We start from the raw sequence: 22,032 nt of genomic DNA on the forward strand, positions 1-22,032 counted from the left end.
CAGTCTCATAACTTGCACCTTGCATAGCTAAGCGAATAGCCGTGCTGGCGCAGGAATTCTTGCTCTTTTCGAAGCTGGCCCAGCAGGTGGTTGAGCCTGACTTCGGGGAACAAGGCGTAGAGAGCCAAGCGTGCAGCTTCCTTCAAGGTCAGGTCCTCTGAGTGGTGCAGCGTCGTCAGGGTGAAGGCCAGGAAGACCATCAGAATCCAGCGGTCCAGACCTCTGGCAGTTCGCAGCGCGAACTGCGCCAACCCAAACTGATGCTTTCCCTCCTTAAAAAAGGATTCCAGCGCCCAGCGCCGTTTTCCTTCGGCCAGGATGTCATTCCCCTCTAACAGCTCGGATGACACCGCGAATTCTTCGCGGTCCCCCCGGTCCATCCTCCCCAGGGACAGCGTTTCCAGAGGCCAATTGGCAAGGTTGACATACCCTCCGTGCGGACAATCCGCCACTGTCACCCGCCCAGGATGATCCGTGCGTCGGTTGCTCCGCACACCCACCACGAACTCGAAACCGAGGCGCTGCACACCTTCCAGAAAGACAGCGGCCTCAAAGCCGCTGTCCGCCAGTACACAGACCTGAAAGCGCTTCCTCACAAAGTCTGGTACCTCTTCCAACAGATCAAGGGCCAGCGTGACTGGGGTGCTGGTGTGCTTGCCCTGGTAGACCCGGTAGGAGATGGGGAACTTCAGTTCCCCGTACTCGGCAAACAGGACCACCAGGTGAATGCCGTGCCTGCCGTTATAAACACTGACGTAGGGCAGCTGGGTGCCCACCTTTTCCACCGTGGTCAGGTCCACACTGAGCCGCAATCGAGGTTTGCGTTTGTGGCGAGCTGCGTCCAGCAACATGCGCCATTGGGTGTCCTGCATCTCTTCCCAGCAGCGGTCTGAATCCCAGTCGTAGATGTTGAAGAAACGGCTGAGTGCACTGGGGCTGACTCCCTCAGCCTCGCTGAACTTGGTCTTCTGACCTGGACTGTGGAAGAGGTGCAGCGAAGCTTGCAAGCTTCGCTGCTGGTACAGCGTCTCTGGAATCCCCAGAACCTGCTGTGCGAAAATACGGGTGCGCTCCCCTGAAACCGGTTGATTCACACTTCCAGATTTTCAGCTCTGGGAGCGCCTTTTGGCTACCTATGCAGGTGCAAGTTCTGAGCTCTGTCCTTTCGCATGAGCAAAATGCCACGCCCGCACCAGTCCCAACTTCGGGTCTACGGGACCCTTACAGTGCGGGCAAAACCATTGCTCGCTCCGAATCCTCGCGGCAGAATGCCCTTTGGCTTTGAGCTGCAGCACATCATAAGACAACACGCGACTTTGATGGTGCATTACCGCTCTCAGCATGGAAAAAGAATACACCACCTTGAACTAGGCGTTAGACAGCCTTACTCTAAGTCAATGTACAAACGCCTCAGTGAACAAGTGCAGTCCCTCGTGAACCCACAGCGCAGCGATACCTTTATCAAGCGTTTCCGTGAAGCGGTACGGACGGGGCAAATCAAGGCCATCAACCTGCCCAGTGAACGTTTCACCATGCCCAAGCAGTACACCCGCCGTGGGAAGACCGGCACTTATCAGAAGGACACCAAAGAAATGCTCTTTGAAGTGACTCCTGAATTTGAAGCCTGGTTCGAAGAGCAGAACAAAGACCTGGCCGTCTCCCGCCAGGGTGGACAGGTCAAGGTCACAGAAGAAACCCTCGCCGCTGGACTGGTGGACTTCGGCGCGCTGGCCCGTGAAACCCAGGCCAAAATGCAGGCCAGTTACGAAAAAGGCCAGCTGCTGGGCAAGAGCCGGGGTGCCAAGAGCAAGCCGGGGGGTGCCAAGAGCAAGCCGGCGGCACGTTCCCGCACCCGCAAAGCGGGCGCATAACCCTCACGCGGGCGTGAGGCAAGCGGTATGACTTCTCCCTCCAATCCCCGGCGCGGCTTCCAGATCCTCACCCTGGGCCCGCTCCTCACGCTCGCCACCTTGACCGCGGCAACACTGACGCCTCTGGTCCCACCTCACGCCTTCTTGCTGTGGGTCGCGCTGAGCGGCATCCTGCTGCGGCGCTTCTGCTTGCCTGCAGTGAAGGACGCCGCTGCCGCCCGCAAGCTCCGCCGCCTGTCCATGGGCTACAGCGTCCTGGTCTGCGTGGTCGTTGCCGCGACTGGCGGCTTTCCCGGTGTGGTGCTCGCCGCCTGTGCACTGCCCGCGCTGCTGTGGGCCGAGCGCAGCGGAAAGCAGGTGCAGCCATGTACGACCTGACAGAACTTCCGCCAGACCTGTACCCGGAGCTGCAGGCCGCCTGGCCTGAGATCCTTGAGAGCGAATTCACACCGGCCCCTGACGCCCTCTTGCCGGAGCTTCCTGCCCTGCAGCGTGGCTTCCGGCGTGGCGACCGGCTGGTCTTCTACCGGGTTCCCGCACGGGGGGAAAGCAGCGGCCACTTCTCAGCCGGCATCCTGCGCGGTGGCTACGTCTTCGGCTGGAACGAGGAACACGGCAAAGTGATGCCCATCAGGCCACAGGAATGGGACTTGGAGCTGCCGCTTGCGGAGTTCGCACCGCGTCACTTCCCGGTCATCAGTGCTACCGCTTCAGGCCTGCAGGCCGGGTGGGAGCAGAGCGTGCTGCTGGACACCGAGTTCGCCCGGTACATGGACGCCCTGACGCTTCAGCACTGGTCGCCGGGCCGGATGTACCTGCATCACCGCTGGCCCTACCTGCTGGGTGCGGGCCTTGCAGCGCTGATGCTGCTGGTCTGTTTCCGGTATGGGATGGTGACCAAAGATGCTCCGGAGCGCACCCTGACCCTGCTGCTGCTGCTCCCGCTGGGCGCGCTACTGTACCTGCAGATTCGCAGTTACCGCCGCCACACGCCTGTGTTCCGCGCCCTGGCGGACGGCGTGCCTTACGATTTTTCCCGCTACAGTGACCTGAAGGGGTCTATCACGGCCTGGGAACGGGACGTCCTGAACAGACTGTGGCGCAGCCGCTGGCAACCGCACGCCCTGCGCCTGGACGGCACGTCCACGCTGGCCAGTGCTGAACAGGTCCAGCAGACGACACTGCAGGAAATGCTTGCGGACCTGGAGGGGTACGAGCCTGATGGTGCGGAAGAACGGGCGTTGCTCGAACGGCACCGCGCAAGGCTGCGGGAAGCGGTAGAGCGCCGCGAAAGCCCGGACGCACCGGGGCTGAAAGAGACCATCGCCTATCAGCAGGCGTACCTGCGCGAGATTGGGGACTGAACCAACCAGATTCGCAGGCACGCTAAGAGGTATGGAACCCCTGCGGCAGGAATTCACTCCTGAGGACGCCACCCTGATGTTTCTCGCGCTGGGCATCTATGACCAGGTGCACGGCACCAAAGCAGAGGATGAGCAGGGCAGGGTGCTGCGGCTGATGGACCTTCTCGGACGTGCCTGTACACTTCCCAGTCGCGCCAACCACTTCATGCTGGAAGACCTGCTGACCTTGCTGCGTGCCCTGGTCCTGACCACGGTTTCAATACACCACGGAGCAGTGGTCTTGAAAGAGGAGACTGGGCGTGACGTGTCGGCTGGCATGGCTTCTGATGCCAAGCAGCTCGCGGGGCGACTTGCCGGTCTGCTGGGCACGCCCCAGCTGGTTTCCCAGCTCACGCGGTGGGCCGAGCAGCTGCTTGCGGAAATCGTCACCCGAAAACATGCGTCCCACACAGCCTGAAATCCTCTTGCCCACAGAATGGACGAGAAGGGGCCTCGAAACGCTGCCGAGGGGTACAGGTACCCCCAAATACCACTTGATCATCACTGAGGAGAACCTATGAACAATCCATCTCTATACGAAGAGGCTGCTTCGGTCATCGAAGACCTGAAGAGTGCGGTGCTGGGTGCCCTGGGCGGGCAGCCGGTCCGGATGCTGGACGAACGGCTGGTAATGGCCCATCAGGTCGGGGCCAGGCTGAAAGCGGCGGCGGGCGAGGTCCCGGTGCTGACGCGGGAGGCTGTTTCTGGGGGTGAGTTCCAGTTGGTGCAGGATTCGGCGGGTGTGCAGGGCCAGTGGCGTGGGCACCCGGGTGATGCTTGGCAAACGGTTCCGGCACGCTTTTTGATTCCGGAGGCGGAGAGTTTCACTGTGCTGGCGCTGCCTTCGGACGTTGAGGGGCTGGCGGGGCTGCTGGGTCAGCTCAGCCCGCAGCTGGGGAAACTGAGCGGGAGGATGCGGCGGCATTTGCAGGCGAGTGAGGAGGAAGAGGGCTGAACCAACCAGATTCGCACGCACACTGAGGGCATGAGTTACGAACGAGCCACACATGTCATTCCCGACCGTGACCAGCGCAAAGTACTGAGAGAACTGTTGCGGGTGCCGCACAAACTGCACGCGCCCGTAACGCCTGAACAGGTGCTGCGTCTTCCGCTGGTCCGTCAGCTTGCCGCTTACATTCCGCGTGAGCTGTTGCGTCTGCATGTCGCCCAGGACCCTGAGGGCGAAAAGTCCGTGATCTACCTGACCTGTGAAGGTCAGTTTATCGGCGGGACGCTGCCGGCCTCAGCGGGTCAGCCTACGGAGTGGAGGTGGGCCGAGCTGAATGATCTGGTGGATGTCTTGTGGGAGGCCGTGGGCGCCGCACCCGAACCTTTCTTGCTGGAGCCGGTGCGGGAGGTCATCGAGACCAAGGAGTATACGGGTCTGTGCGGGGGCCAGTTAAGCCTGCAGCACATTCTTGGCCCGCATGTGCGCATTGTCCATGTACGTGAGGTCTGGCCTCTGAGGGAGTGGTCATCGCTCCTGAGCGAGTGGGATGTCGTCTGCACGGTTGACCATCTGATGCCGGGATGGACGCGACCTCCCGTGGACCTCAGTGACCTGAAGGTCACGCCGCATTACCTCTGCTGGCGCGGGGGGCATCAGCAGTACACCTGGGACCCTGAGGAGGAGGCCTGGGTCACGCGCCGGCGCACAGAGGTGGAAGAACCAGGGCAGGGACTGGAGCAAATGCAACCCTTGGAACAATCGGAGCCTTTTGGGGACGCCGGCTGGGCTGGCTTGGACGATATGGATGAGAGTATTCCCTAATGTGTGTTAGGGAAGAGAGGGTATGCCTCCCGAAATACACCGCCTTACGGGCAGCAGGACGGTCCCTCGCCTGACGGCAAATAGAAAGGCATGCCCAAAGTTACCCGTATTCGCCCTGCAGGCCCTGGCCACCAGGTCGTCACCATCACAGGCCAGGGCAGCGGCCCCTGCCACATGACCAGCCCTTGCCCTGATTGCCCCTGGCGGGTGGACGCCGTAGGAGTCTTTCCTGCCCAGGCCTTTCGCCATTCTGCTGGCACTGCGTACGACATGGCGCAGCACACTTTTGCTTGTCACAGCGCCGGTGCGGAGAACCCCAGAATCTGCGCGGGCTTCCTGCTGCGCGGCGCAGACCATAATCTGTCTGTCAGACTCAAATACATCCAGGGGCAGATTGGTCACGTCCATGATGGCGGCCTTGAACTCCATAACTCTTACCGGGCGATGGCCGTAGCGAACGGCGTCAGTCCGGATGACCCCGTCCTGGCAGACTGCCGGGACTGACCTGTGCTCGATAAGGAATCTACTCAGAATGTTACGTACCCAATCCACCGAACATACCCCTGAAGAACTGGCTCAGTTCATCAACGAACATGTCCACCAGCAAAATATATTGACTCAAATCATTGGTCTAAGCGAGGTTCAGTATCACGGTCGCGCAGCAAGCACTGCTGATCAAGGCAGTTACCTTACGATCATTAAGCCAGACGGTAGCATTCAGATTCATAAGAGTAAGGGGGTCAAACCCATGAATTGGCAGCCTAAAACTAATGAGATCTATGCCCGTGTAGAGAATGGAGAATGCGTCCTCACAGCGTTACGGCATCGACCCGAAGAACTGGTTCGAATCACATTTTTAGAGACTGTCATCGCCCAAGCATTCATTCTTGCCGAGGAAGGTGGATTCATCCTTCAAGGAAGTGAGTCTGAGATGCAGGAAGTACTAGCACATCATCCAGAAATTATTGAGCCTGGTCTTATTGTTCTTGAACGGGAGTTGATGGTTAGTTCTGGAGGTATTGACTTATATGCACGTGATTCTACTGGTCGATACGTCGTTGTAGAATTAAAACGGGCGCGGGCAACCCAGAGTGCCGTGTCTCAGCTTGCAAGGTACGTCCGATCCATCCAGTTGGCTTTGCCAGCGGGAAGTGAAGTAAGAGGTATCCTTGCAGCCCCAGATATCACCAAACCAGCTCTTTTAGAACTCCAGGCTAGAAAATTAGAGTTTAAGGAAATTAAAGCCCTGCCATCTATTAAGAAAGATGTAAGTCCAACTCTATTTGAATAGCATTCACGTTTTAATACTTTTGGCTCGCACACGTCTAGCAACCGAAAGCAACCGAATTGCGCGAACTGCAGCCTGCTATTGCGCCCCGAAGGGCATTCTTGAATGATTCAGCGTGCGTATCGGACGCACGCTCATGCCTCCCTCCCCTGGCGGGGTATGGCCGAGCATGATCAATCCTGACCAACCCGTAACCGTGTACCGCAACCTCACCCGCCGCTGCTGGAGTCTACGTCAAGGTGGCAAAGTGGTCGGACATACTGATGAGATCACCCTCACGAATGTCACCATGACCGTCCAGCCTGCAGGCCGCGACCGGGTCCGCCGAACTCGGCATAAAGTTGTTCATGCGTGGCTGACCGGCCAGCTGAGTGCAAGCCAGGACGAACAACATTGCCCTGAACGCTTGTACTACGACCCGTACAAGGACGAAGCCTTCCACACTGGAAATGGGGTCCCTGTCCAGCGGGCTGACGCCGCACGCTTTGACACTCAGGGGCGGGCGTTCATTCGGTCATCCGCTGCGTCAACTGGACTTTGGTGAGCTTGCCACGCAGCACTTCCAGGGTGTACTCACCATCTCCGAAAAGGTTCCCAGGAATATTGTCAGGCAGCTGCACCACCAGGACGTGGTGATCGGCATCATAATTCATGTCCACCTTGACCCTGCGGTGCCGCTGCTTTCTCGGTTGCTGAGGGGTCGCAGGTGGAATGAACTCCACCTTCCGCTTGGGCTGCGCCCGCAAGGACACCATCTCCCCCGCCGCGGGCAAGGCCACATCACGGGTTTTCAGGAAGCCGGCCAGGGCACGTCTCGGAGCCGCTTCACCGTGGGTGAGCAGCACCTTTTTTGGGTCATACCGAGCAATCATACTCAGCAGACCGCCCTGATCAGAATGAGCCGAAAGGTAGAACCGCTCGATGCGGGCGTACGCTGAGACAGCTGAGAACCCGTTCTGGTCCGGAAGAAGGACTTCTCCGCCCTGCTGCAGCTCCAGCAGCCGGCGTCCAGGGGACTCCCCGTCCTGATAGCCCACCACAAACAAGGCGTTGCCGGAGTCGGGCAACCACGCACGGGCGTAGCTAGGGCTGGCTCCTGCGTGCAGCATTCCGCTGGAAGCAATCACCACCGCCGGCTTATCACTGCGCTGAATCCGTTCACGGTCCTTGGCCGATTGAACCGCCTCCACTGTCCCCGTGAAAAATGCAGGCTGCTGCGACGTCTTCACCCGGTTCCGCAGGGCTTGGGGCAGCAACGGAAGCATGTCCTGGTAGGCTTCCGTGACGGTGCGGACCATGCCATCGAGATAAAGTGGTACCTCAGGGATGATGCCACTCACCATGCCCCCATGAAGCAGCTGCACAATCTCCTGCGCCCGGCCCAGGGCAAACGACGGAATCAGCACCCGGCCGCCACCTTCAACCACCTGTGCGACACCATGCATGAACGCCTGAACCTGTATTTTCCGGGCCGGAAGCAGGGTATCGCCGTACGTGGCCTCGCTGACCACCGCGTCTACAGCGTGGGTCTTTCTGGGGGGCATCCAGGCGGCGTCCACCACCGGCGTCGACACGTTGCTGACATCGCCGGTGTGAAACACGGTCCCCGCGCTGGACTCGATCAGGACGCTGGCGGCACCCAGCAGATGCCCACTGGGGTAGAGCGTAAAGGCAAACCCGTGATCAGCAATGCGCTGGAAATACTCGACAGGTCGGAACGCTTCAAAGGTGCGCTTCATGTCTTCCGGGGAGTACAGCATCTGCCCCTGTGCCTCCATGATCCTGAGACTGTCTGCAAGCGTCAAGGCTGCAAGGTGGGCCGTGGCAGGGGTGCAGTAGATATGGAGCTTAGGGTACCGGCGCAGCACGACCGGCAGGGCCGAGACATGATCCAGATGGGCATGGGTCAGGATGACCGCGCCCGGCGGCGCATCATTCAGAACATCCAGCTGGGGCAGCGCCGCGTCTCCAATCATGCCTGGGCGTAGCCCAGCGTCAATCAGAAGCCGGCCTTCCGTGAAGTGATAAAGGTAGGAACTGGCCCCGACCTCATCGGTACCCCCCAGGCCTGTAAAGGAGAAGTCCATGCCCTCAGTGTGACTGAACCAACCGGATTTGCAGGCACCATAAGGGGAACCAATCTCTGAGAAGGGGAGGCTTCTATGTTCTGGTTTACCGTCTACTTCTTAATCGGCCTGTCGATCACCGTCATCGGTCTGACACAACTGCATTTCAGCCGTCAGTCTGTGCATGGAGCCAAGGCCGTCATCAGCCTCACCCTAGGGGCCTTGCTGTGGCCCCTGGCGCTGGGAGGCTACTGGTATAGCCGGCAACAGGACATCTGGAAGACCGGACCACAATCTCCCGGAAAATGGCTCAAGGAACGCGAGAGCAGTGGCAAGTACCGGCTGACCGACCGAATAGATCTGATCATTCGCTACGCGCCACGGTACAAAACACAGTGGTGGGGACATCTGGTGTTGGTCAGACCACGGTTCACGCTGGAAGTTCCTATCCTGATTGCACCTGACCGCATCATCTTCACCCCGTTCATCTCGCAGTACCACATCTACCGTAAGGAGCGCCATGCGAACACGAATCCAAGCCTTCACCCTGACTGAGTTGCTGATTGTCATCGGCCTTATCGGCCTGCTGGCGGCCGTTCTTATTCCAAACCTGTCGGGAGCGCGGCGCAGTGGGGAGAAAAACGCCACCCGCGACTACCTGGCCACCTGCCTGAACGCCGCCGAGCAGAAACGCAACTTTCACAGCGGTGAACTCACCCTGCCTGCAAGCTGCACCGATCTGGTGGGCACCAGCGCCAGCCCACTGACCGTCAACACCATTACCGAAAGCGGCGGCACCTACACCATCACCCTGACCGACAGCTCCGGGGAAACATTCACTGAAACCCTGAGAAAGGCAGCCCCATGAACGACGCACAAGCGCAAATCGCCACCAGAGGTCTACAGGAAGAAATCATAGCCAGCTACGGCGTGGAAGAAGCGGAAGCAAGTGAATTGGCCGCCGCTGCCATCACCGTGGGCCTGCTCCTCCTGACACGCGGCCTCGGTACATTCTCCATCCAGCGCGGAAGATACCTGTTCGACAACTTCGAAATCGACGCCTACTTGCCCCATAAAAAATTTCTCCCGCTGTACCGCGAGGTTCATGCCCTGTCCCCTTACGCCGCCAACGCCCTGTTCCAGGAACTGCTCCTGAAGAACATCTTCCCTCACCTGGAAGGTGGTCTGGAGCAGCATGTCCAGCATTCACAGCCTGATTATTTTTGAACTGCTTTTCGAGAAGCCCATGAACGTCACTCAGATCGCACGCCATCTCGGCTGGAGCTTCGCTGAGGCCGAGAATGAGGTGCTCAAATTGGCCGAGCTGGGGTTGATCCAGCGCGGCAGTGACCGGGACTCACACTGTCAGATCCTGAGCCTCCACAGCCGCAGCCACCGCACGGACCGCATAACCGAGCAGGCCATCTTGCTCGGCATCCGCCGTCACAGGACCATCCCCGCACTGCAGCTCTACCAGAAGCTGCCCAGAGACATCATTGAGGACACGCTGCGCCGCGAGCTGGTCAGGGGAAATCTGGTGTGCTCATGCATTGGAATGCTGCCGGTATTCCTCCCGAACCAACCAGATTCGCACTCAGTATAGGAAGCGGAGGTGCTATGAAAAAAATCCTGCTCACCCTAAGCCTATTCACTGTCAGTCCCGCATTCGCACAGGCGGACTTGAACACCACTGTCCGCAGCGATCAGGCCAGCTACCAGTTGCTTGAAATGGGCAGCGGTGCGCTGGGCGTCCTGAACTTTCCGGAACCGGTGACAACTGTGACCACCACCCGCGCCGGCATCATCGAAAGCCAGGTAGACGGCAGCCACGTGATTATTGCCGGTCTAAGCAACTACGGCGAAACACCGATGATGGTCAAAACTGAAAGCGGGCAGGTCTACACCTGGCGTGTCACGCTGAACCGCAACCAGGCTGGGCGCATCCTGAACGTCACTGTGCAACCTGCACCAGTGCTCCCTACGCCGGCCCTGGCCGGTACCGCAGCACCAGCGCAGACGCAGCCTGCGGCTCAGGACGCCACACAACCAGCCGATCCTCAGGACGCCACGTTCACAGTTCAGCGGGTGGGACCGCCTGAAAATACCAGCCTGCTGTTTCAGATCAGGGCAGGAGACCAGACCGTCAAGATCAATGAACTTGCGCTGATGGCCAGCGCAGCCGGCAAACAGATACGCCTGGAAGCAGGCCCGGTGCCCATGCACCAGATCGAAGCCAGTCAAACCGGCTACGGCGTGATCACCACCCGTCAGGGCCAGGGACCGATCACCCTCAGCTGGCCATACCAGGAAGGCACACAGAACAAAATCTTTGAGGCTGTGATTCCCTGATGCCAAACGGACCAGTACATACCGCCGCCAATCTGGGTGCACTTGCCGGCGCATACCTGCTTGGTACCGCTGCAGGCGCAGACATGACCAGCTTCATGGTAGGCGGTGCACTGGGAACATTCCTGATTACACCTGACCTTGACCTCTCCGGAAAGGTCCGCACCAACGCTGAGAAAAACTGGGGCCTGCTGGGTGGGTTATGGTATCCCCTGGGCTATTTTGTAAAGCACCGTGGCATCACCCATACATTCCTGCGAGGTCCAACACTACTGCTAATATATTTCAGCAGTATTCTCTTGATTCTCTGTGCGGCAGTGTATTGGGTAATGGTAAATTCAGGAATTCATTGGAATATAGAAATCCCGCCAAATGCCCTCACTCAATTTCCATCTGTACTTGGAGGTTATCTTCTGGCTTACTGGCTCCACCTGTGGATGGACGGCTACTCGATGAAAGACCATAAACGTTGGTAAGAGGCATGCACAATGACATTTGAAGAACACCTGAAGAAATACCTGACCGGCTTTTGGGATAAACCAAGAGTTCGATTGAAAGGCAACGAAAAAAAACTTAGCGTAGAAGAGCAAAGCTTTGTTCTTCTGGAGCGCGGTTTCGATGTGGGGCTTAACGAGAAGATGGAAAGCGCCCTCAAGGACTACGGGATTCCTGTGGTTCATGACGTACTCCGTTTCGTGGATAAGGATCTGAAGATTGTCGAGGCCAGAACCGAAGACGGTCAAACGATTCTGGCGAGCCCCAATCCCTTTCAGCCGAATGTCGAGGCCTTTATCTATGAAAAGGACCTGACCACAAAGTCACGAACATTTGAAACGGAAGAACCAGCCTGGATCAAGGCGCCAGTGTTAGAAACGCTGGATGATGAACCAGAACCAGTGGTCCCGAACACGGCAGAGCCCAGAGAAGCGGTTTCTCGCAAAGCGGACAGCCCCTTCATCACGGCACCCGTGCAGGAAGTGAAGGCAAGTCCAGCGGAAGTAGAAGCTGAAGCGGAAATGGGGCTGCCGGTGGACTACGCCGCACTGGCTCTCGCACAGGAGCAAGCACAGGCACAGGAGCAAGCACAGGCAGCTGCAGCTGAACCGGAAGAACGTGTCTTTGCTGCGCCTGTCCTACAGCAAGCCGAACAAGCAGCAACTGCCCCGGCTCCTGTGACAGCACCTGAACCGGCACCAGCACCTGTAACGGCACCAGCAGCTGTACCAGTTCCTGCCAAGCCACATGTGACTGAAGTGACCCGCAGTCCGGAACCACAGGTGCAGCCAGCACCGATCCCCGAACCTGAACCTGAGCTTCAGCCGTCGATACCGACGGTGGCGACTCCGACGGCTTCGCAGGAGACAGGCAAACAGGACCAGCCGCTACCACGGTTCGTCTCGCAGGCCAGTGAGCCTCCGAAAAAAGCCAACCTGACCGCACGGCGAAAGAAGCCAGAGATCATCACCATAGGTCAGGCACTTATGGAGTTGGGTATTGAATTCGACATGAACGAACTGAACAATCCGAACATCGATATCAAGCTCTACCGGGAAGGCGCCATATCGGAATCACAGCAGTTCCGGGCCAGAGCACTCGCCCACACCCTGACTTTCGTCGATGTCACGTTGAATCCGCCCAAAGCCGAAGTGCTGAACCTGCTCGACGAGCACACCGTGCGCACGGAACATGCCTTCCCGTACAGCCAGGAAGGCGAAACCTTCGTGGTCCTGAGCGACACTCCGGCACGTGAGAGCCTGATTCGCAACAAGGTCATCGAGCGCACCAGCTTCAGGAACGTAGAGGTGCGGGTCACCGATCCCACGACGTTCAAGCGCCTGATCACGGAGGCTTACACGACCACCAGCGTCACACGCGAGATGCACGAGACGCTGGAGGGACGCACCCAGGCCATCGCCGCAGACCTCAGCACGACCGCGGACAATGCGGTCAGCCGTTATGTCCAGACGGCCATCATCACCGGCGTCAACAACCGGGCCTCGGACATTCACTTCGAGCAGAGCGCCCAGGGGCTGCTGATTCGCTACCGTATCGATAAGCAGCTGACCACTCTGGACACTGAGCCCATCGCTGCAAATCTGGCCGGCAACATCATCCGCGTGATCAAGAACATGTCCGGGATGGACCCCAACAACAACCGAATCCCACAGGACAACAACATTCATCTGAAACTTGATGCCAACAGGACCATCAACCTCCGCGTCTCTACACTGCCCCAGCATGACGGCATGGAGAAAGTGGTGATCCGACTGCTCAAGGAAGCAGCCGAAATCCCGGAAATCGAGAATCTCAACCTCTCGGCCCGCAACCTTAAAAAATTCGAAAAGATGATCACCCAACCTGAGGGCATCATTCTGGTCACAGGTCCAACCGGTTCCGGCAAGAGCTTCACGCTCTACTCGGCCATCAAGCGCATTGCCACGCCAGAACGGAACATTCAGACCATTGAAGATCCGATTGAGTACCGCTTGCCCGGAATCAACCAGGCACAAATCAATCCCGCTCAGGGCTTCACCTTTGCCTCGGCCTTACGGAGCACCATGCGCCAGGACCCGGACGTGATTCTGCTCGGCGAGATTCGGGATATCGAGACAGCCAAAGCGGCCATCGCCGCCGCCAACACCGGCCACCTGGTGCTGTCCACCCTGCACACCAACGACGCGGCCAGCGCCATCCAGCGCCTGCGCAGCCTGGGGGTTGAAGATTACAACATCGAACCTTCTGTTCGCGGAGTCCTGGCCCAGCGCCTGGTCCGGCGGGTCTGCAAGAAATGTGCCCAAAGCGTACCTGCCCCTGACCATTTCAAAGAAATAGTGAGTAAGCTGACAGAAGAGGTGCCAGAGACCATACTGGAAGCCTCGGACGAACCCTGCCCCAACTGCAACCGTGGCTACCGGGGGATGGTACCGATTCACGAATTGTTGGTGATCACGCCGGCCCTTCGTGAACTGATCGGCCAGGGAGCAACCACCGATCAGCTGCTGCGCGAAGCCATCAAGCAGGGCCATATCTCACTGCAGCAAGACGCCTTTTTGAAAGTCGCTCAGGGTCTGACGACCCTGAAAGAAGTCACCAAAGCCATCAGCTTCCAAGAGGACACCGAATGAACAACATCACTCTCGACATGCTTGAAGCCATCCTAGAAGAAGGCGTAGAACAGGGCGCATCGGACATCATTCTGAAACACCAGTCGCTTCCACTGATGCGGCTGAACGGTGAGTGGCATCCCTACAATGCCGACGATGCAGCGGCACCTACCATCCAGGATCTCAAAGACTTGGCGGCCAGTTTGCTGAACGACCGTTATGAAGAATTTCTGGAGCGCCGCGAAGCGGACTTACAGCTCAGCACGGACCACCACCGCTTCCGCGTTAACATCGCTTTTCAGCGGAGTGGACCGTTCATGACCTTCCGTCCGATTGCTCCGCAGCCGCCCGAGCTTGAAGACCTCAATTTGCTGGACGCATTGACCGTCATTCCTTTTCTTAAGGCACTGGTCGAGCAGCCACGCGGCTTAGTGTTGGTCACAGGCCCGACTGGCTCCGGAAAATCCACCACCTTGGCCGCCCTGATCAATCACATCAACAAGAGGTACCGCAAACACATCATCACCATCGAAGACCCTCTGGAGTTCCTGCATACCGACCAGAAAAGCACCATCGAACAGCGCGAAATCGGCAACGACACCCAGTCTTTTGCCAATGCGCTGAGAAGTGTGCTCCGCCAGGCCCCTGACATCATTCTCGTGGGCGAAATGCGTGACCCCGAAACCATCGCAGCGGCCATGACTGCCGCTGAGACCGGGCACCTGGTCATCTCGACAGTCCACACCAACAACGCCCCCAAATCCATCAACCGCATCATCGACGCCATGCCCTCGGACCAAGCCAACCAGATTCGCACGCAGCTGGCTGCCTCACTGGTCGGTGTGGTCACGCAGCAGCTGGTGCCCCGCAAGGACAAGGGCCGTCAGGTGGCTCTGGAAATCATGACCGTCACGGACACCATCCGGGGGCATATCCGCAATCCTGCGGCCACGGAAAACAACTACTACGATTTCATGACCAGCAACAGGGAGACTGGGCAGATCCTGATGGACCAGCAACTGGCCCTCGGCGTGCGCGAGAACCTGATCACCGACGAAACGGCACGCGCCAAATCCATGGCCCTCGACCGCCTGCAGTCCGCTCTGCGGAGCACCCCCGGCACCGCGAGTCCATTTCGGTTTGCCAAACAGTGATAAAACATTAAGTCTTAATGAAGTAAAAGAGGCCGGGAAACCGCCTCTTTTTTTGTCGCAACTCGGCCGAACCAACCAGATCAGCAGTCACCATACACGTGTGGAGAAGACACATGGCTAAAACGAAGCGCACACCCAAGCCCAAGTACGCCCTGGTTCTCAGTCACGGTGAGGCCAACCTTTACGACGCTCAGGGCGTTCACGTCACCGGCCCAGCCAAAGGTGACGTGGCAGTCATTGACCTCGAACAGATCAGCAACATCACTGACATCAAGGACCCTCAACTCGGCCCTGACGCCCTGTTGCGGGTTCTTGAGACCAATCCCAGCAGCATCTTGCAGCAAGCAGACGCATCGCTGCGGGCTTCAGGCATCAGCGGCGTAGATGATCAGGGCCAGAGCAGCATCCTGGCGCAGACACTGAACGGTGCAGAGCTGGAACGGCTCAGCGCAACCCTGAACCGGCGCCAATGTACACCCATCAGCTTTGAGCACGGTTTGCTGGCCGCATACCGCACCGCCGCCCCGTCCGCCCGCCCCGTCCTCCTGATCCAGGCCGGCCCCCGTGAAAACATTCTGGTGGCCAGCTACAACAAGACGTTTCTGCTGCTGAAAACCGCTGTGATCGGCAGTACGGAAGGTCAGCTCGAAACCATTGGCAGAAGTTTCAGCGAACTTGTCAACCTGTTGCCGGTGCTGACCAACGAGGAACACGACGACTATCACATCCTCTTGGTGGGCGATACTGAATTCCACCTACAGCTGCACACCGAACTGGGAAACAGCGGCATCAGCAGTGAGATGGTCACCGAAAGTCAGCTGGCTGCAGCTGCGTTCGCAGGCGCCTCCAGCGTCATCACGCTGGACAAAGTCAAACGCAAGCGCGGGGGACCGAAGGTCCCCGACTGGCTTCCCGTCGCCGTAGGCGCGGGCCTGGGGCTGCTTCCTTACGCTGCTGTGGAGCTGCAGAACAACGCCATCCAGCAGGATACGGAGCGTATGAATACGTACCTCATGCAGGTGCAACCCCAGTTGCAGGAGCATGAGCGCCTGAAAAACGAGATTACCGGCATCAATTCGGTCCAGATCGCCGCACAGGCCATCCGCGACAACCGGGTGGACTGGAACCGTGCTTACGACAAACTGCTCTCCAAGCTGCCCCAAAATGGCGGGAACTATACCCTGCTGTTTCAGACGCTGAATGCAGATGCCGGCCTCTCACCCATCAGCACGACCGACACCAACGGGCTGCCTGTGGCAGTACCGCCGCCCCCGCCCCAGCCCAGCTTCCAGCTGACCGCTGCCGCCGCACAGCGAGAAGACGCAACGCGCGCGCTGGAAGCGCTGGAGCGGAGTTACCAGATGAACATGAAATCGCTGCGGCAAGAAGAAGACCGCTGGGTCCTGGACACCGCACTGATTGACGCACCGCCAGGAAGCGCCGCCACTGCTGCACCCACCGCCAACGCTGTCACACAGACTGTCCCTCCCTCCAGCACCGCGGCCCCCGGCAGCACGCCCGATACCCCCAGCACTGCGTCTGCACCTGCGCCCAGCAGTACGCCTCCAGCTGCGCCCAGCAGCGCACCCAGCAATGAGGCACCCACCTTCACCCCAGTCACTCCCCCCAGTACGGAGACACCATGAAGCCTCTTTACCTGATTCTTGGCCTGATTCTGGCCATTGCACTCAACCTTGTCCTGACCAGACCCGCGCTGAACGCGCAGCCAGCACTGAAGGCCGAGCAGCAGAACGTCAGGACGGAACACGACAGCGCGGAAACGAAACTCGCTGAGATTCCCCAGCTGCAAACTGAACTGTCCCAGCGGCAGCAGGCACTCAGCGAACTGGAGAAGAGCTTCCCTGCCCATGAGGAAATCGGCATTCTCATCCAGACGCTACAGCAAGCTGCCGACCAGAACCGCATCGCCATTTCTGAAATTACGCGCACCACACAACCCAGTCCCATCCCCGGGTTCAATGAAGTTCAGCTGGGCCTGACCACCACCGGCAGTTTCCCCGACCTGTACACCTTTCTTGATTGGGCGCACGACCAGAAACGCCTGTTGAACGTGACCAATATCAATTCCAACTCCGGAACCAATCACCAGATCAACGTCACCGGCTATACCCGCGCGGAGGTCCTGCCGGTCGCCAGCACGCCAGCCAGCCCGGATCCTGACACGTCAGCAGCGTCCGGCGCGGCCACATCCCCGACCGAAGAGGCGAATCCATGAAACTGAAGCTGCCAGACCTAAAAAAGCGCCAACCCGAGACGCCCAAAGAAGCCATAGAAGACAGTGGGTCTACGGCCACACCCATCCCGGACCACCCAGCTGGAGAGCACCTTGAGCAGGCTCCGCAGCGTCCGACGGCCACGCAAATGAATCCGGCACTGAAAAAGGCTTTGCCTTTCATGCTGATGGGCAGCGCAGCGGCATTGGCCGGCGGGTATCTGATGTTCAATGCACCGGCCACCGAAGAAGCAGGCACAGTTCAGACGACCAGTGCAGTTCAAACAACCAACACAGTGCAGACGACCAACACCACTGAAACAGAGACTGTGCTACCGGCTCCAGAAATTGCCAGCGCGTCCCAAACGCAGCCGAGCTTCCAGGCCAGCGCCAGTGCAGCCACCACCTCGCAGACGGCCACCAGTTCAGGTATCGCCGCCAACCCGAACACAAAGCGGGTGCGCGATCCGTTCTTGGCTGAAAAAGAGACGGAGACCAGCACGGCAGCCTCTCCTCTGACGCCTGGTGCAGGCACCGGAAGTACACCTCGCGTACCGACCTCAAGCGCTGCACCCAATGCCAGTGCGCCTTCAGCCACGTTCAGCGAGGACCCCGCTGTGTTTTCCAGCCTGCCTGCTGTCAGGGTTCCAGAAGTAAGTCAGGCGGAGGCCTCCAGCAGCAGGCCCGCTGCGGCCCAGTCCAGCACGCCAGCCAACCGGAGCAGCGTAGACGCTCTGCCCACTCCGCCAGCCGTCACCTGGACCTCTCTTCCTGACTCTGGCGAATTTCCTGAACTTCCAGGCGCGCCTGTGAGTGTGTTGCCCTCTCCCCGCGTTGAAGCCAGCCCTTCCCGCACAGTGGAGAAGGCACCGAAACAGACCACCCCACCGCAGGCGACCCCCATCCCGCAGAGCACCCAGCCTCCAATCACCGCCGTCCTGCTTCCGACAGAGGCTCCAGAGGTCCCAGGTCAAGCTGTGCCGGGTCAAGCTGTGGCTTCTGAAAGCAGCGCAGCTGGACCTGAAAAAGCGCCAGCACCGGCCAATCAAGCTGAGGCGTTCGTCGCCGAACACGGCCTCTCACTGGCGGCTCAGGCCCAGGACGAAGACAGCAAGGCACTGATGCTCGAAAGTCGGTACGGCCCCGTCTATGTGGAGTCAGGAGCGACGATTCCCGGCACGAAGGCCACAGTCACCGTACAGGACAAGCAGACCGTCAAAATCACGGTCGGTCAAGACAGTACCACCCTGAAGCTTGGCAGCTGAAGGCCAGTTCCCACACCTGCCGCAAAGACTGGTCAACCAACCAGATCAGCAGTCACCATAAGCCAGGAAAGGAAATCTACGCCAATGAAATTGAAACTGCTTTTGCCCACCCTGCTGCTGTGCAGCGCCGCTTCCGCCCAGAGCCAGACGCCCCAAATCCAGTTCACGCCAGTCCAGACAAGCGCACCCCTGCGCCCCGACGAGGCGTACGGTCTGCCGCAGGGGGCCACCCTGGCCCCTGCCATGTTCACGAGCATCAACTTGCCCGACACCCCAGAACTGCGTAAAGAGGTGACGCTGACCGTACCGCTCCAGGGCCTCAGCCTCAGCGAAGCACTGACCCTAATCGGCAAGACGACCGGCCTGAACGTCCTGACCCAGAACGTACCGGACTACCAGCTGCGCACAGGCCTGGGGCCGATGCCGGCCGGAAAAACCATCGAGACACTTCTGAACCTCTATGCGCCGGGCATCACCGCCGCGCAGGTGGACAAGCTGCTGATCGTGGGTCCCCCTGACGCCATCGCACGCGTACAGGGCATGACTGGCTCGGCACAGACCACTGAAGTCATCTCCTCACCTGCCACCAGCGAACAACTGTCGCGCCTGGGGAACCTGCTGAGCGCCAAAGTGATTCCTTACGCCCCTGGCACACTGATCGTCTCAGGCAGCACGAAACAGGTGCAAGACGCCAAAGATCTGCTGACCCGTCTGGACAGCGCCAGTGCCGGCAGCGCACCGGCCCAGGCCGGCACGGCAAACGTCAAGCGTGTCACCATCGAGAGTCCCAACGTGACCTCGGAAACGGAGCTGCTCAAGGCCCTGTTCCCTGGACTGGATTTCACCGCGCTGCCCACGCAGAACCTGATCGTGGTGCGGGCGAACGAGGACATCCAAAAGGAAGTGCAGCAAGCCCTGGAAGAAGCCCGCAGCCGCAGCTCTGCGCTGGTCACGGTCTACTACCCCACCACCTATTCGGCGGAGCAGCTGGCCACCACGCTGAGCCGTGCCTACCCCACCGCCCGCATTTCGGCTGTAGAAGGGCGCAACATGGTGATGGTCCGCGCCACCGAAACGCAGCAGGTGACGGTCAGCGAGACCATCCGCCAGCTGCAGGGGGCTCAGGAGGTCAGCAAGAACACCCGGGATGACATCATCAGCCGCTCGATCAAACTCGGCTACTCGGACGCCACGAGCCTGGCCGGCGACCTGAAGAACCTGAGCATCCCACTTCAGGCTCTGGCGAACGGCAATGCCCAGAGCAGCCCGGAAAGCGCTTCAACCCAGAATGCAGCGCTGCAAACCGTTTCGACCACTTCCAGTGCACCCCAAACCCAGATCAACCTGACCCCGGTTGCAGCAGGTGCCGCCGCGGTACCGGCGAGCAGCATCCCCAACCTGACGATTCTGGCCGATGACCGCACCAACAGCCTGCTGATCGTGGGCCCCCGCGGCGTGGTGGAAGAGATGGTCACGGCCGTCCAGACCATCGACGTGCCGGTCCAGGCGGTCCGGGTGAACCTCAAGGTGCTGCAAGTCAAGCAGTCCGACGCCAAAGCGCTGGGACTGGACTGGAAACTGGGGCTCGGAGGCGTCACCTTCGGACAGCAAAATGGCAGCCTCAGCCTGGGCTACACACCCAGCCTGACCCCAGCCAGCATCGAGGCCAAACTGAATGCCACGCTAAGTAACGGCAATGGACGCACACTGATCGACTCGCAATTCACGGCCCTGAGCGGTCAGGAAACCAAATTCCAAAACGGTGGTGAGCTCGTCTTCCGACCCCAGAGCAGCACTGTCGGCGACAATACCGTTCAAACACCGGCGCAGACGTATTCCTACGGCCTGGACATCACCATGCGTCCGCGCATCGCTCCTGACGGCACCGTGGTGCTGGTACTGGACACGACGCTGGGCAACCCGCCGGTCCGCGGCGTCCTGGACTCGATCCAGCAGACCCGTCAAGCCCTGAAGACCACCGTACAAATTCGCCCCGGCGAAACCGTGGTGCTGGGCGGTGTGGTCACCAGTTCGGTCAGCAACTCCAGCTCTGGCATCCCCGGCCTGCGGGACTTGCCGGTCATTGGCCCCTTGTTCGGCCAGCAAAGCACCGACCGGAACGACGACGCGCTGCTGTTCGTACTGGAAGCCGAAGAGGCGAAGGCTGCTGTCACCACCGCACGGCAAACTGTCCAGGCCGAGCCTGCTCCACAGGCGCTGCCGGTCAAGGTGGCTGGAGAACCCAACCTGCCGCCCAGCCCCCCTGCGCCACTTCCCGCTGCACCACTTCCCGCTGCGGCCGCGTCTAGCCCTGCTGCCGCTCCAGCAGTCAGCCCCACCGGCGTACAACGCGTAGAAATCCTTCCTGAAGACCCTGTGGCTCCCAGCCCCAGCCCTGCTCCCAAATCCAATACCCTGCCCAAAGGAGAACGCCTGTGATGACCCGCCTCCTCCCCTTGACCCTGGCCCTGGGCCTGCTCCCTGCTGCTCACGCCGAAGTGCGCGTCTCAGTCAACCCCCTCCCCTATGGTTCAGTGCAGCTGTCGCATAACCAGTACATGGTGCCGAATGTGAACGGCATCAACGTGCTGGTGTATTCAGACCGCCCACTGCCCTTTGCTCAGCCTGGCCAGCCTTACGCTTCGCAGCAAAGCATCGTCATCGACCCGCTCCCCTATGGCGCGGTACGCATGAACGATACGCAGTACCTGCTTAAAAGCGACGGCATGACCATTATGCTGATGGCCAACAGCCCACTGGCCTTCAAGGAGACCAGTCTGACGATGCCCAGCACCACACCCAACGAGCTGGCTACTGGGCGGAACACACCGCCGGCCCAAGCACCGGTATCAACCGCGCCGCTCCAGCTGGCATTGGAACCCGTTCTCCAGCCCCAGGCTGCCTTGACCGGAGCCCAAACGGTTCCAGTCATCGTCCGTCCTGCACCGCAGGCCAGCGCGGTTCCAGCGCGTCAAAGCACGGTGGCGCAACTCGGTTCACTGCCTTACAGCGCAGAAGGTCAAAGTGCTTTGGAACGCATTCGCAACCGCACAGGCTCAACTGCAAGCAGAGTGAACACTCAAGAACCCACCAAAGCGCCTGCCTCCACCGTAAGTCTTCAACCAGCAGTTACAGCACCTCTGATCACTGAGGTCCGCCAAAGCAGCCGCACGCCGCGCCGGGTCAACTTTCAGGGCCTACCTGCAGGAGTGGACGGGTACGTCCTGGCCAGCGAGGAAAATGGACAGGTCAAGCTGGCTTACTCGATCATCAACCGGGCACAGGACACCTATGTGCTTAACCCGGTCAAGCTATCGCTCAAGCAAGAAGGTACCGGACTGCGGGCCAGCCTGGACCGCCGCAACGGCAGCCTTGCCCCAGGCGTGATTCCCAGCGGGCAGGGCGAGATGGGCACCATTACCCTGGCCCGCGCCACCAACGCGCCTATCAACCTGACCTGGACCATGCAAAATCAGGTGACCGGCGAGAACTACCAACTGAGCTACAGCTACTGATCTCCTGAAGCCCAGG

The 22,032-nt window shown here is 59.6% G+C and carries 26 protein-coding genes; 22 read left to right on the forward strand and 4 right to left on the reverse strand.

The window, feature by feature from the left end:
- Positions 1 to 5 precede the first annotated feature (5 nt).
- Positions 6 to 1,094 carry an IS701 family transposase gene (locus DEIPR_RS12290; protein WP_013615904.1) on the reverse strand — a complete coding sequence of 363 codons (1,089 nt, stop codon included), beginning with the start codon at positions 1,092 to 1,094 and terminating at the stop codon, positions 6 to 8.
- A gap of 39 nt (positions 1,095 to 1,133) precedes the next feature.
- Entirely contained in the window at positions 1,134 to 1,343 is a 210-nt protein-coding gene (locus tag DEIPR_RS14900) for a competence protein CoiA family protein (RefSeq protein ID WP_148231994.1), read from the reverse strand.
- Between the two features lie 54 nt (positions 1,344 to 1,397).
- On the opposite strand from DEIPR_RS14900, the gene DEIPR_RS12295 reads away from it, so the two are divergent.
- The 9 genes from DEIPR_RS12295 (at position 1,398) to DEIPR_RS14920 (ending at position 6,877) form a co-directional block, all read left to right on the forward strand.
- Positions 1,398 to 1,871: a hypothetical protein gene (locus tag DEIPR_RS12295; protein WP_013615905.1), complete on the forward strand. Its 474-nt coding sequence runs from the start codon at positions 1,398 to 1,400 to the stop codon at positions 1,869 to 1,871.
- 27 nt (positions 1,872 to 1,898) lie between these two features.
- Complete coding sequence (locus DEIPR_RS12300; protein ID WP_013615906.1) at positions 1,899 to 2,249, forward strand: hypothetical protein; 351 nt, start codon at positions 1,899 to 1,901, stop codon at positions 2,247 to 2,249.
- Positions 2,237 to 3,235, forward strand: a complete 999-nt coding sequence (locus DEIPR_RS12305; protein ID WP_013615907.1) for a hypothetical protein — start codon at positions 2,237 to 2,239, stop codon at positions 3,233 to 3,235. Before DEIPR_RS12300 ends, DEIPR_RS12305 begins: the two co-directional genes overlap by 13 nt.
- 31 nt (positions 3,236 to 3,266) lie before the next feature.
- Positions 3,267 to 3,692 carry a hypothetical protein gene (locus tag DEIPR_RS12310; protein WP_013615908.1) on the forward strand — a complete coding sequence of 142 codons (426 nt, stop codon included), beginning with the start codon at positions 3,267 to 3,269 and terminating at the stop codon, positions 3,690 to 3,692.
- A 99-nt stretch (positions 3,693 to 3,791) separates the two neighbouring features.
- The gene (locus DEIPR_RS12315; RefSeq protein ID WP_013615909.1) at positions 3,792 to 4,229 is read left to right on the forward strand and encodes a hypothetical protein; all 438 of its coding nucleotides are present in this window, start codon (positions 3,792 to 3,794) and stop codon (positions 4,227 to 4,229) included.
- Positions 4,230 to 4,259: 30 nt separating this feature from the next.
- The gene (locus DEIPR_RS12320) at positions 4,260 to 5,045 is read left to right on the forward strand and encodes a hypothetical protein (RefSeq protein ID WP_013615910.1); all 786 of its coding nucleotides are present in this window, start codon (positions 4,260 to 4,262) and stop codon (positions 5,043 to 5,045) included.
- A 174-nt stretch (positions 5,046 to 5,219) separates the two neighbouring features.
- Entirely contained in the window at positions 5,220 to 5,549 is a 330-nt protein-coding gene (locus DEIPR_RS14665) for a DUF6283 family protein (RefSeq protein ID WP_342626733.1), read from the forward strand.
- Between the two features lie 28 nt (positions 5,550 to 5,577).
- The gene (nucS, locus tag DEIPR_RS12330; RefSeq protein WP_148231995.1) at positions 5,578 to 6,336 is read left to right on the forward strand and encodes an endonuclease NucS; all 759 of its coding nucleotides are present in this window, start codon (positions 5,578 to 5,580) and stop codon (positions 6,334 to 6,336) included.
- 166 nt (positions 6,337 to 6,502) lie between these two features.
- Positions 6,503 to 6,877 carry a hypothetical protein gene (locus DEIPR_RS14920; protein WP_483459026.1) on the forward strand — a complete coding sequence of 125 codons (375 nt, stop codon included), beginning with the start codon at positions 6,503 to 6,505 and terminating at the stop codon, positions 6,875 to 6,877.
- On the opposite strand, the gene DEIPR_RS12340 is transcribed toward DEIPR_RS14920, so the two are convergent.
- Entirely contained in the window at positions 6,840 to 8,420 is a 1,581-nt protein-coding gene (locus DEIPR_RS12340; protein ID WP_013615913.1) for an MBL fold metallo-hydrolase, read from the reverse strand. The two genes, DEIPR_RS14920 and DEIPR_RS12340, sit on opposite strands and share 38 nt — an antisense overlap.
- 75 nt (positions 8,421 to 8,495) lie before the next feature.
- On the opposite strand from DEIPR_RS12340, the gene DEIPR_RS12345 reads away from it, so the two are divergent.
- From DEIPR_RS12345 to pilO, 10 genes are all read left to right on the forward strand, one after another.
- Positions 8,496 to 8,954, forward strand: coding sequence for a hypothetical protein (locus DEIPR_RS12345; protein ID WP_013615914.1), 459 nt, complete (start codon positions 8,496 to 8,498; stop codon positions 8,952 to 8,954).
- On the forward strand, positions 8,920 to 9,267 hold the full coding sequence (locus tag DEIPR_RS14670) for a prepilin-type N-terminal cleavage/methylation domain-containing protein (protein WP_013615915.1): 348 nt from the start codon (positions 8,920 to 8,922) through the stop codon (positions 9,265 to 9,267). Before DEIPR_RS12345 ends, DEIPR_RS14670 begins: the two co-directional genes overlap by 35 nt.
- Positions 9,264 to 9,626 carry a hypothetical protein gene (locus DEIPR_RS12355; protein WP_013615916.1) on the forward strand — a complete coding sequence of 121 codons (363 nt, stop codon included), beginning with the start codon at positions 9,264 to 9,266 and terminating at the stop codon, positions 9,624 to 9,626. Before DEIPR_RS14670 ends, DEIPR_RS12355 begins: the two co-directional genes overlap by 4 nt.
- Positions 9,595 to 10,002 (forward strand): hypothetical protein, encoded by a 408-nt coding sequence (locus DEIPR_RS12360; protein WP_013615917.1) that lies wholly within the window; start codon positions 9,595 to 9,597, stop codon positions 10,000 to 10,002. The genes DEIPR_RS12355 and DEIPR_RS12360 overlap by 32 nt, the downstream gene beginning before the upstream one ends.
- 14 nt (positions 10,003 to 10,016) lie before the next feature.
- Entirely contained in the window at positions 10,017 to 10,748 is a 732-nt protein-coding gene (locus tag DEIPR_RS12365) for a hypothetical protein (RefSeq protein ID WP_013615918.1), read from the forward strand.
- A complete protein-coding gene (locus DEIPR_RS12370; RefSeq protein ID WP_013615919.1) occupies positions 10,748 to 11,221 on the forward strand; it encodes a DUF2227 family putative metal-binding protein in 474 nt (157 codons plus the stop codon). Before DEIPR_RS12365 ends, DEIPR_RS12370 begins: the two co-directional genes overlap by 1 nt.
- A 12-nt stretch (positions 11,222 to 11,233) precedes the next feature.
- The gene (locus DEIPR_RS12375) at positions 11,234 to 13,870 is read left to right on the forward strand and encodes a GspE/PulE family protein (protein WP_013615920.1); all 2,637 of its coding nucleotides are present in this window, start codon (positions 11,234 to 11,236) and stop codon (positions 13,868 to 13,870) included.
- Positions 13,867 to 15,003: a type IV pilus twitching motility protein PilT gene (locus DEIPR_RS12380; protein WP_013615921.1), complete on the forward strand. Its 1,137-nt coding sequence runs from the start codon at positions 13,867 to 13,869 to the stop codon at positions 15,001 to 15,003. Before DEIPR_RS12375 ends, DEIPR_RS12380 begins: the two co-directional genes overlap by 4 nt.
- Before the next feature lie 113 nt (positions 15,004 to 15,116).
- Positions 15,117 to 16,649: a hypothetical protein gene (locus DEIPR_RS12385; protein ID WP_013615922.1), complete on the forward strand. Its 1,533-nt coding sequence runs from the start codon at positions 15,117 to 15,119 to the stop codon at positions 16,647 to 16,649.
- Positions 16,646 to 17,239, forward strand: a complete 594-nt coding sequence (pilO, locus tag DEIPR_RS12390; RefSeq protein WP_013615923.1) for a type 4a pilus biogenesis protein PilO — start codon at positions 16,646 to 16,648, stop codon at positions 17,237 to 17,239. The genes DEIPR_RS12385 and pilO overlap by 4 nt, the downstream gene beginning before the upstream one ends.
- 277 nt (positions 17,240 to 17,516) lie before the next feature.
- Here the strand turns inward: pilO and DEIPR_RS14030 are convergent, their stop codons facing one another.
- The gene (locus DEIPR_RS14030; RefSeq protein WP_148231996.1) at positions 17,517 to 17,738 is read right to left on the reverse strand and encodes a hypothetical protein; all 222 of its coding nucleotides are present in this window, start codon (positions 17,736 to 17,738) and stop codon (positions 17,517 to 17,519) included.
- A gap of 490 nt (positions 17,739 to 18,228) precedes the next feature.
- On the opposite strand from DEIPR_RS14030, the gene DEIPR_RS14035 reads away from it, so the two are divergent.
- The 3 genes from DEIPR_RS14035 (at position 18,229) to DEIPR_RS12405 (ending at position 22,016) form a co-directional block, all read left to right on the forward strand.
- Positions 18,229 to 18,501: a hypothetical protein gene (locus DEIPR_RS14035; protein ID WP_148231997.1), complete on the forward strand. Its 273-nt coding sequence runs from the start codon at positions 18,229 to 18,231 to the stop codon at positions 18,499 to 18,501.
- 84 nt (positions 18,502 to 18,585) lie between these two features.
- The gene (locus tag DEIPR_RS12400) at positions 18,586 to 20,940 is read left to right on the forward strand and encodes a secretin N-terminal domain-containing protein (RefSeq protein ID WP_013615925.1); all 2,355 of its coding nucleotides are present in this window, start codon (positions 18,586 to 18,588) and stop codon (positions 20,938 to 20,940) included.
- Entirely contained in the window at positions 20,940 to 22,016 is a 1,077-nt protein-coding gene (locus tag DEIPR_RS12405; protein WP_013615926.1) for a hypothetical protein, read from the forward strand. Before DEIPR_RS12400 ends, DEIPR_RS12405 begins: the two co-directional genes overlap by 1 nt.
- Positions 22,017 to 22,032 lie beyond the last annotated feature (16 nt).

It is taken from the genome of Deinococcus proteolyticus MRP (genome assembly GCF_000190555.1).
Lineage (GTDB): Bacteria > Deinococcota > Deinococci > Deinococcales > Deinococcaceae > Deinococcus > Deinococcus proteolyticus.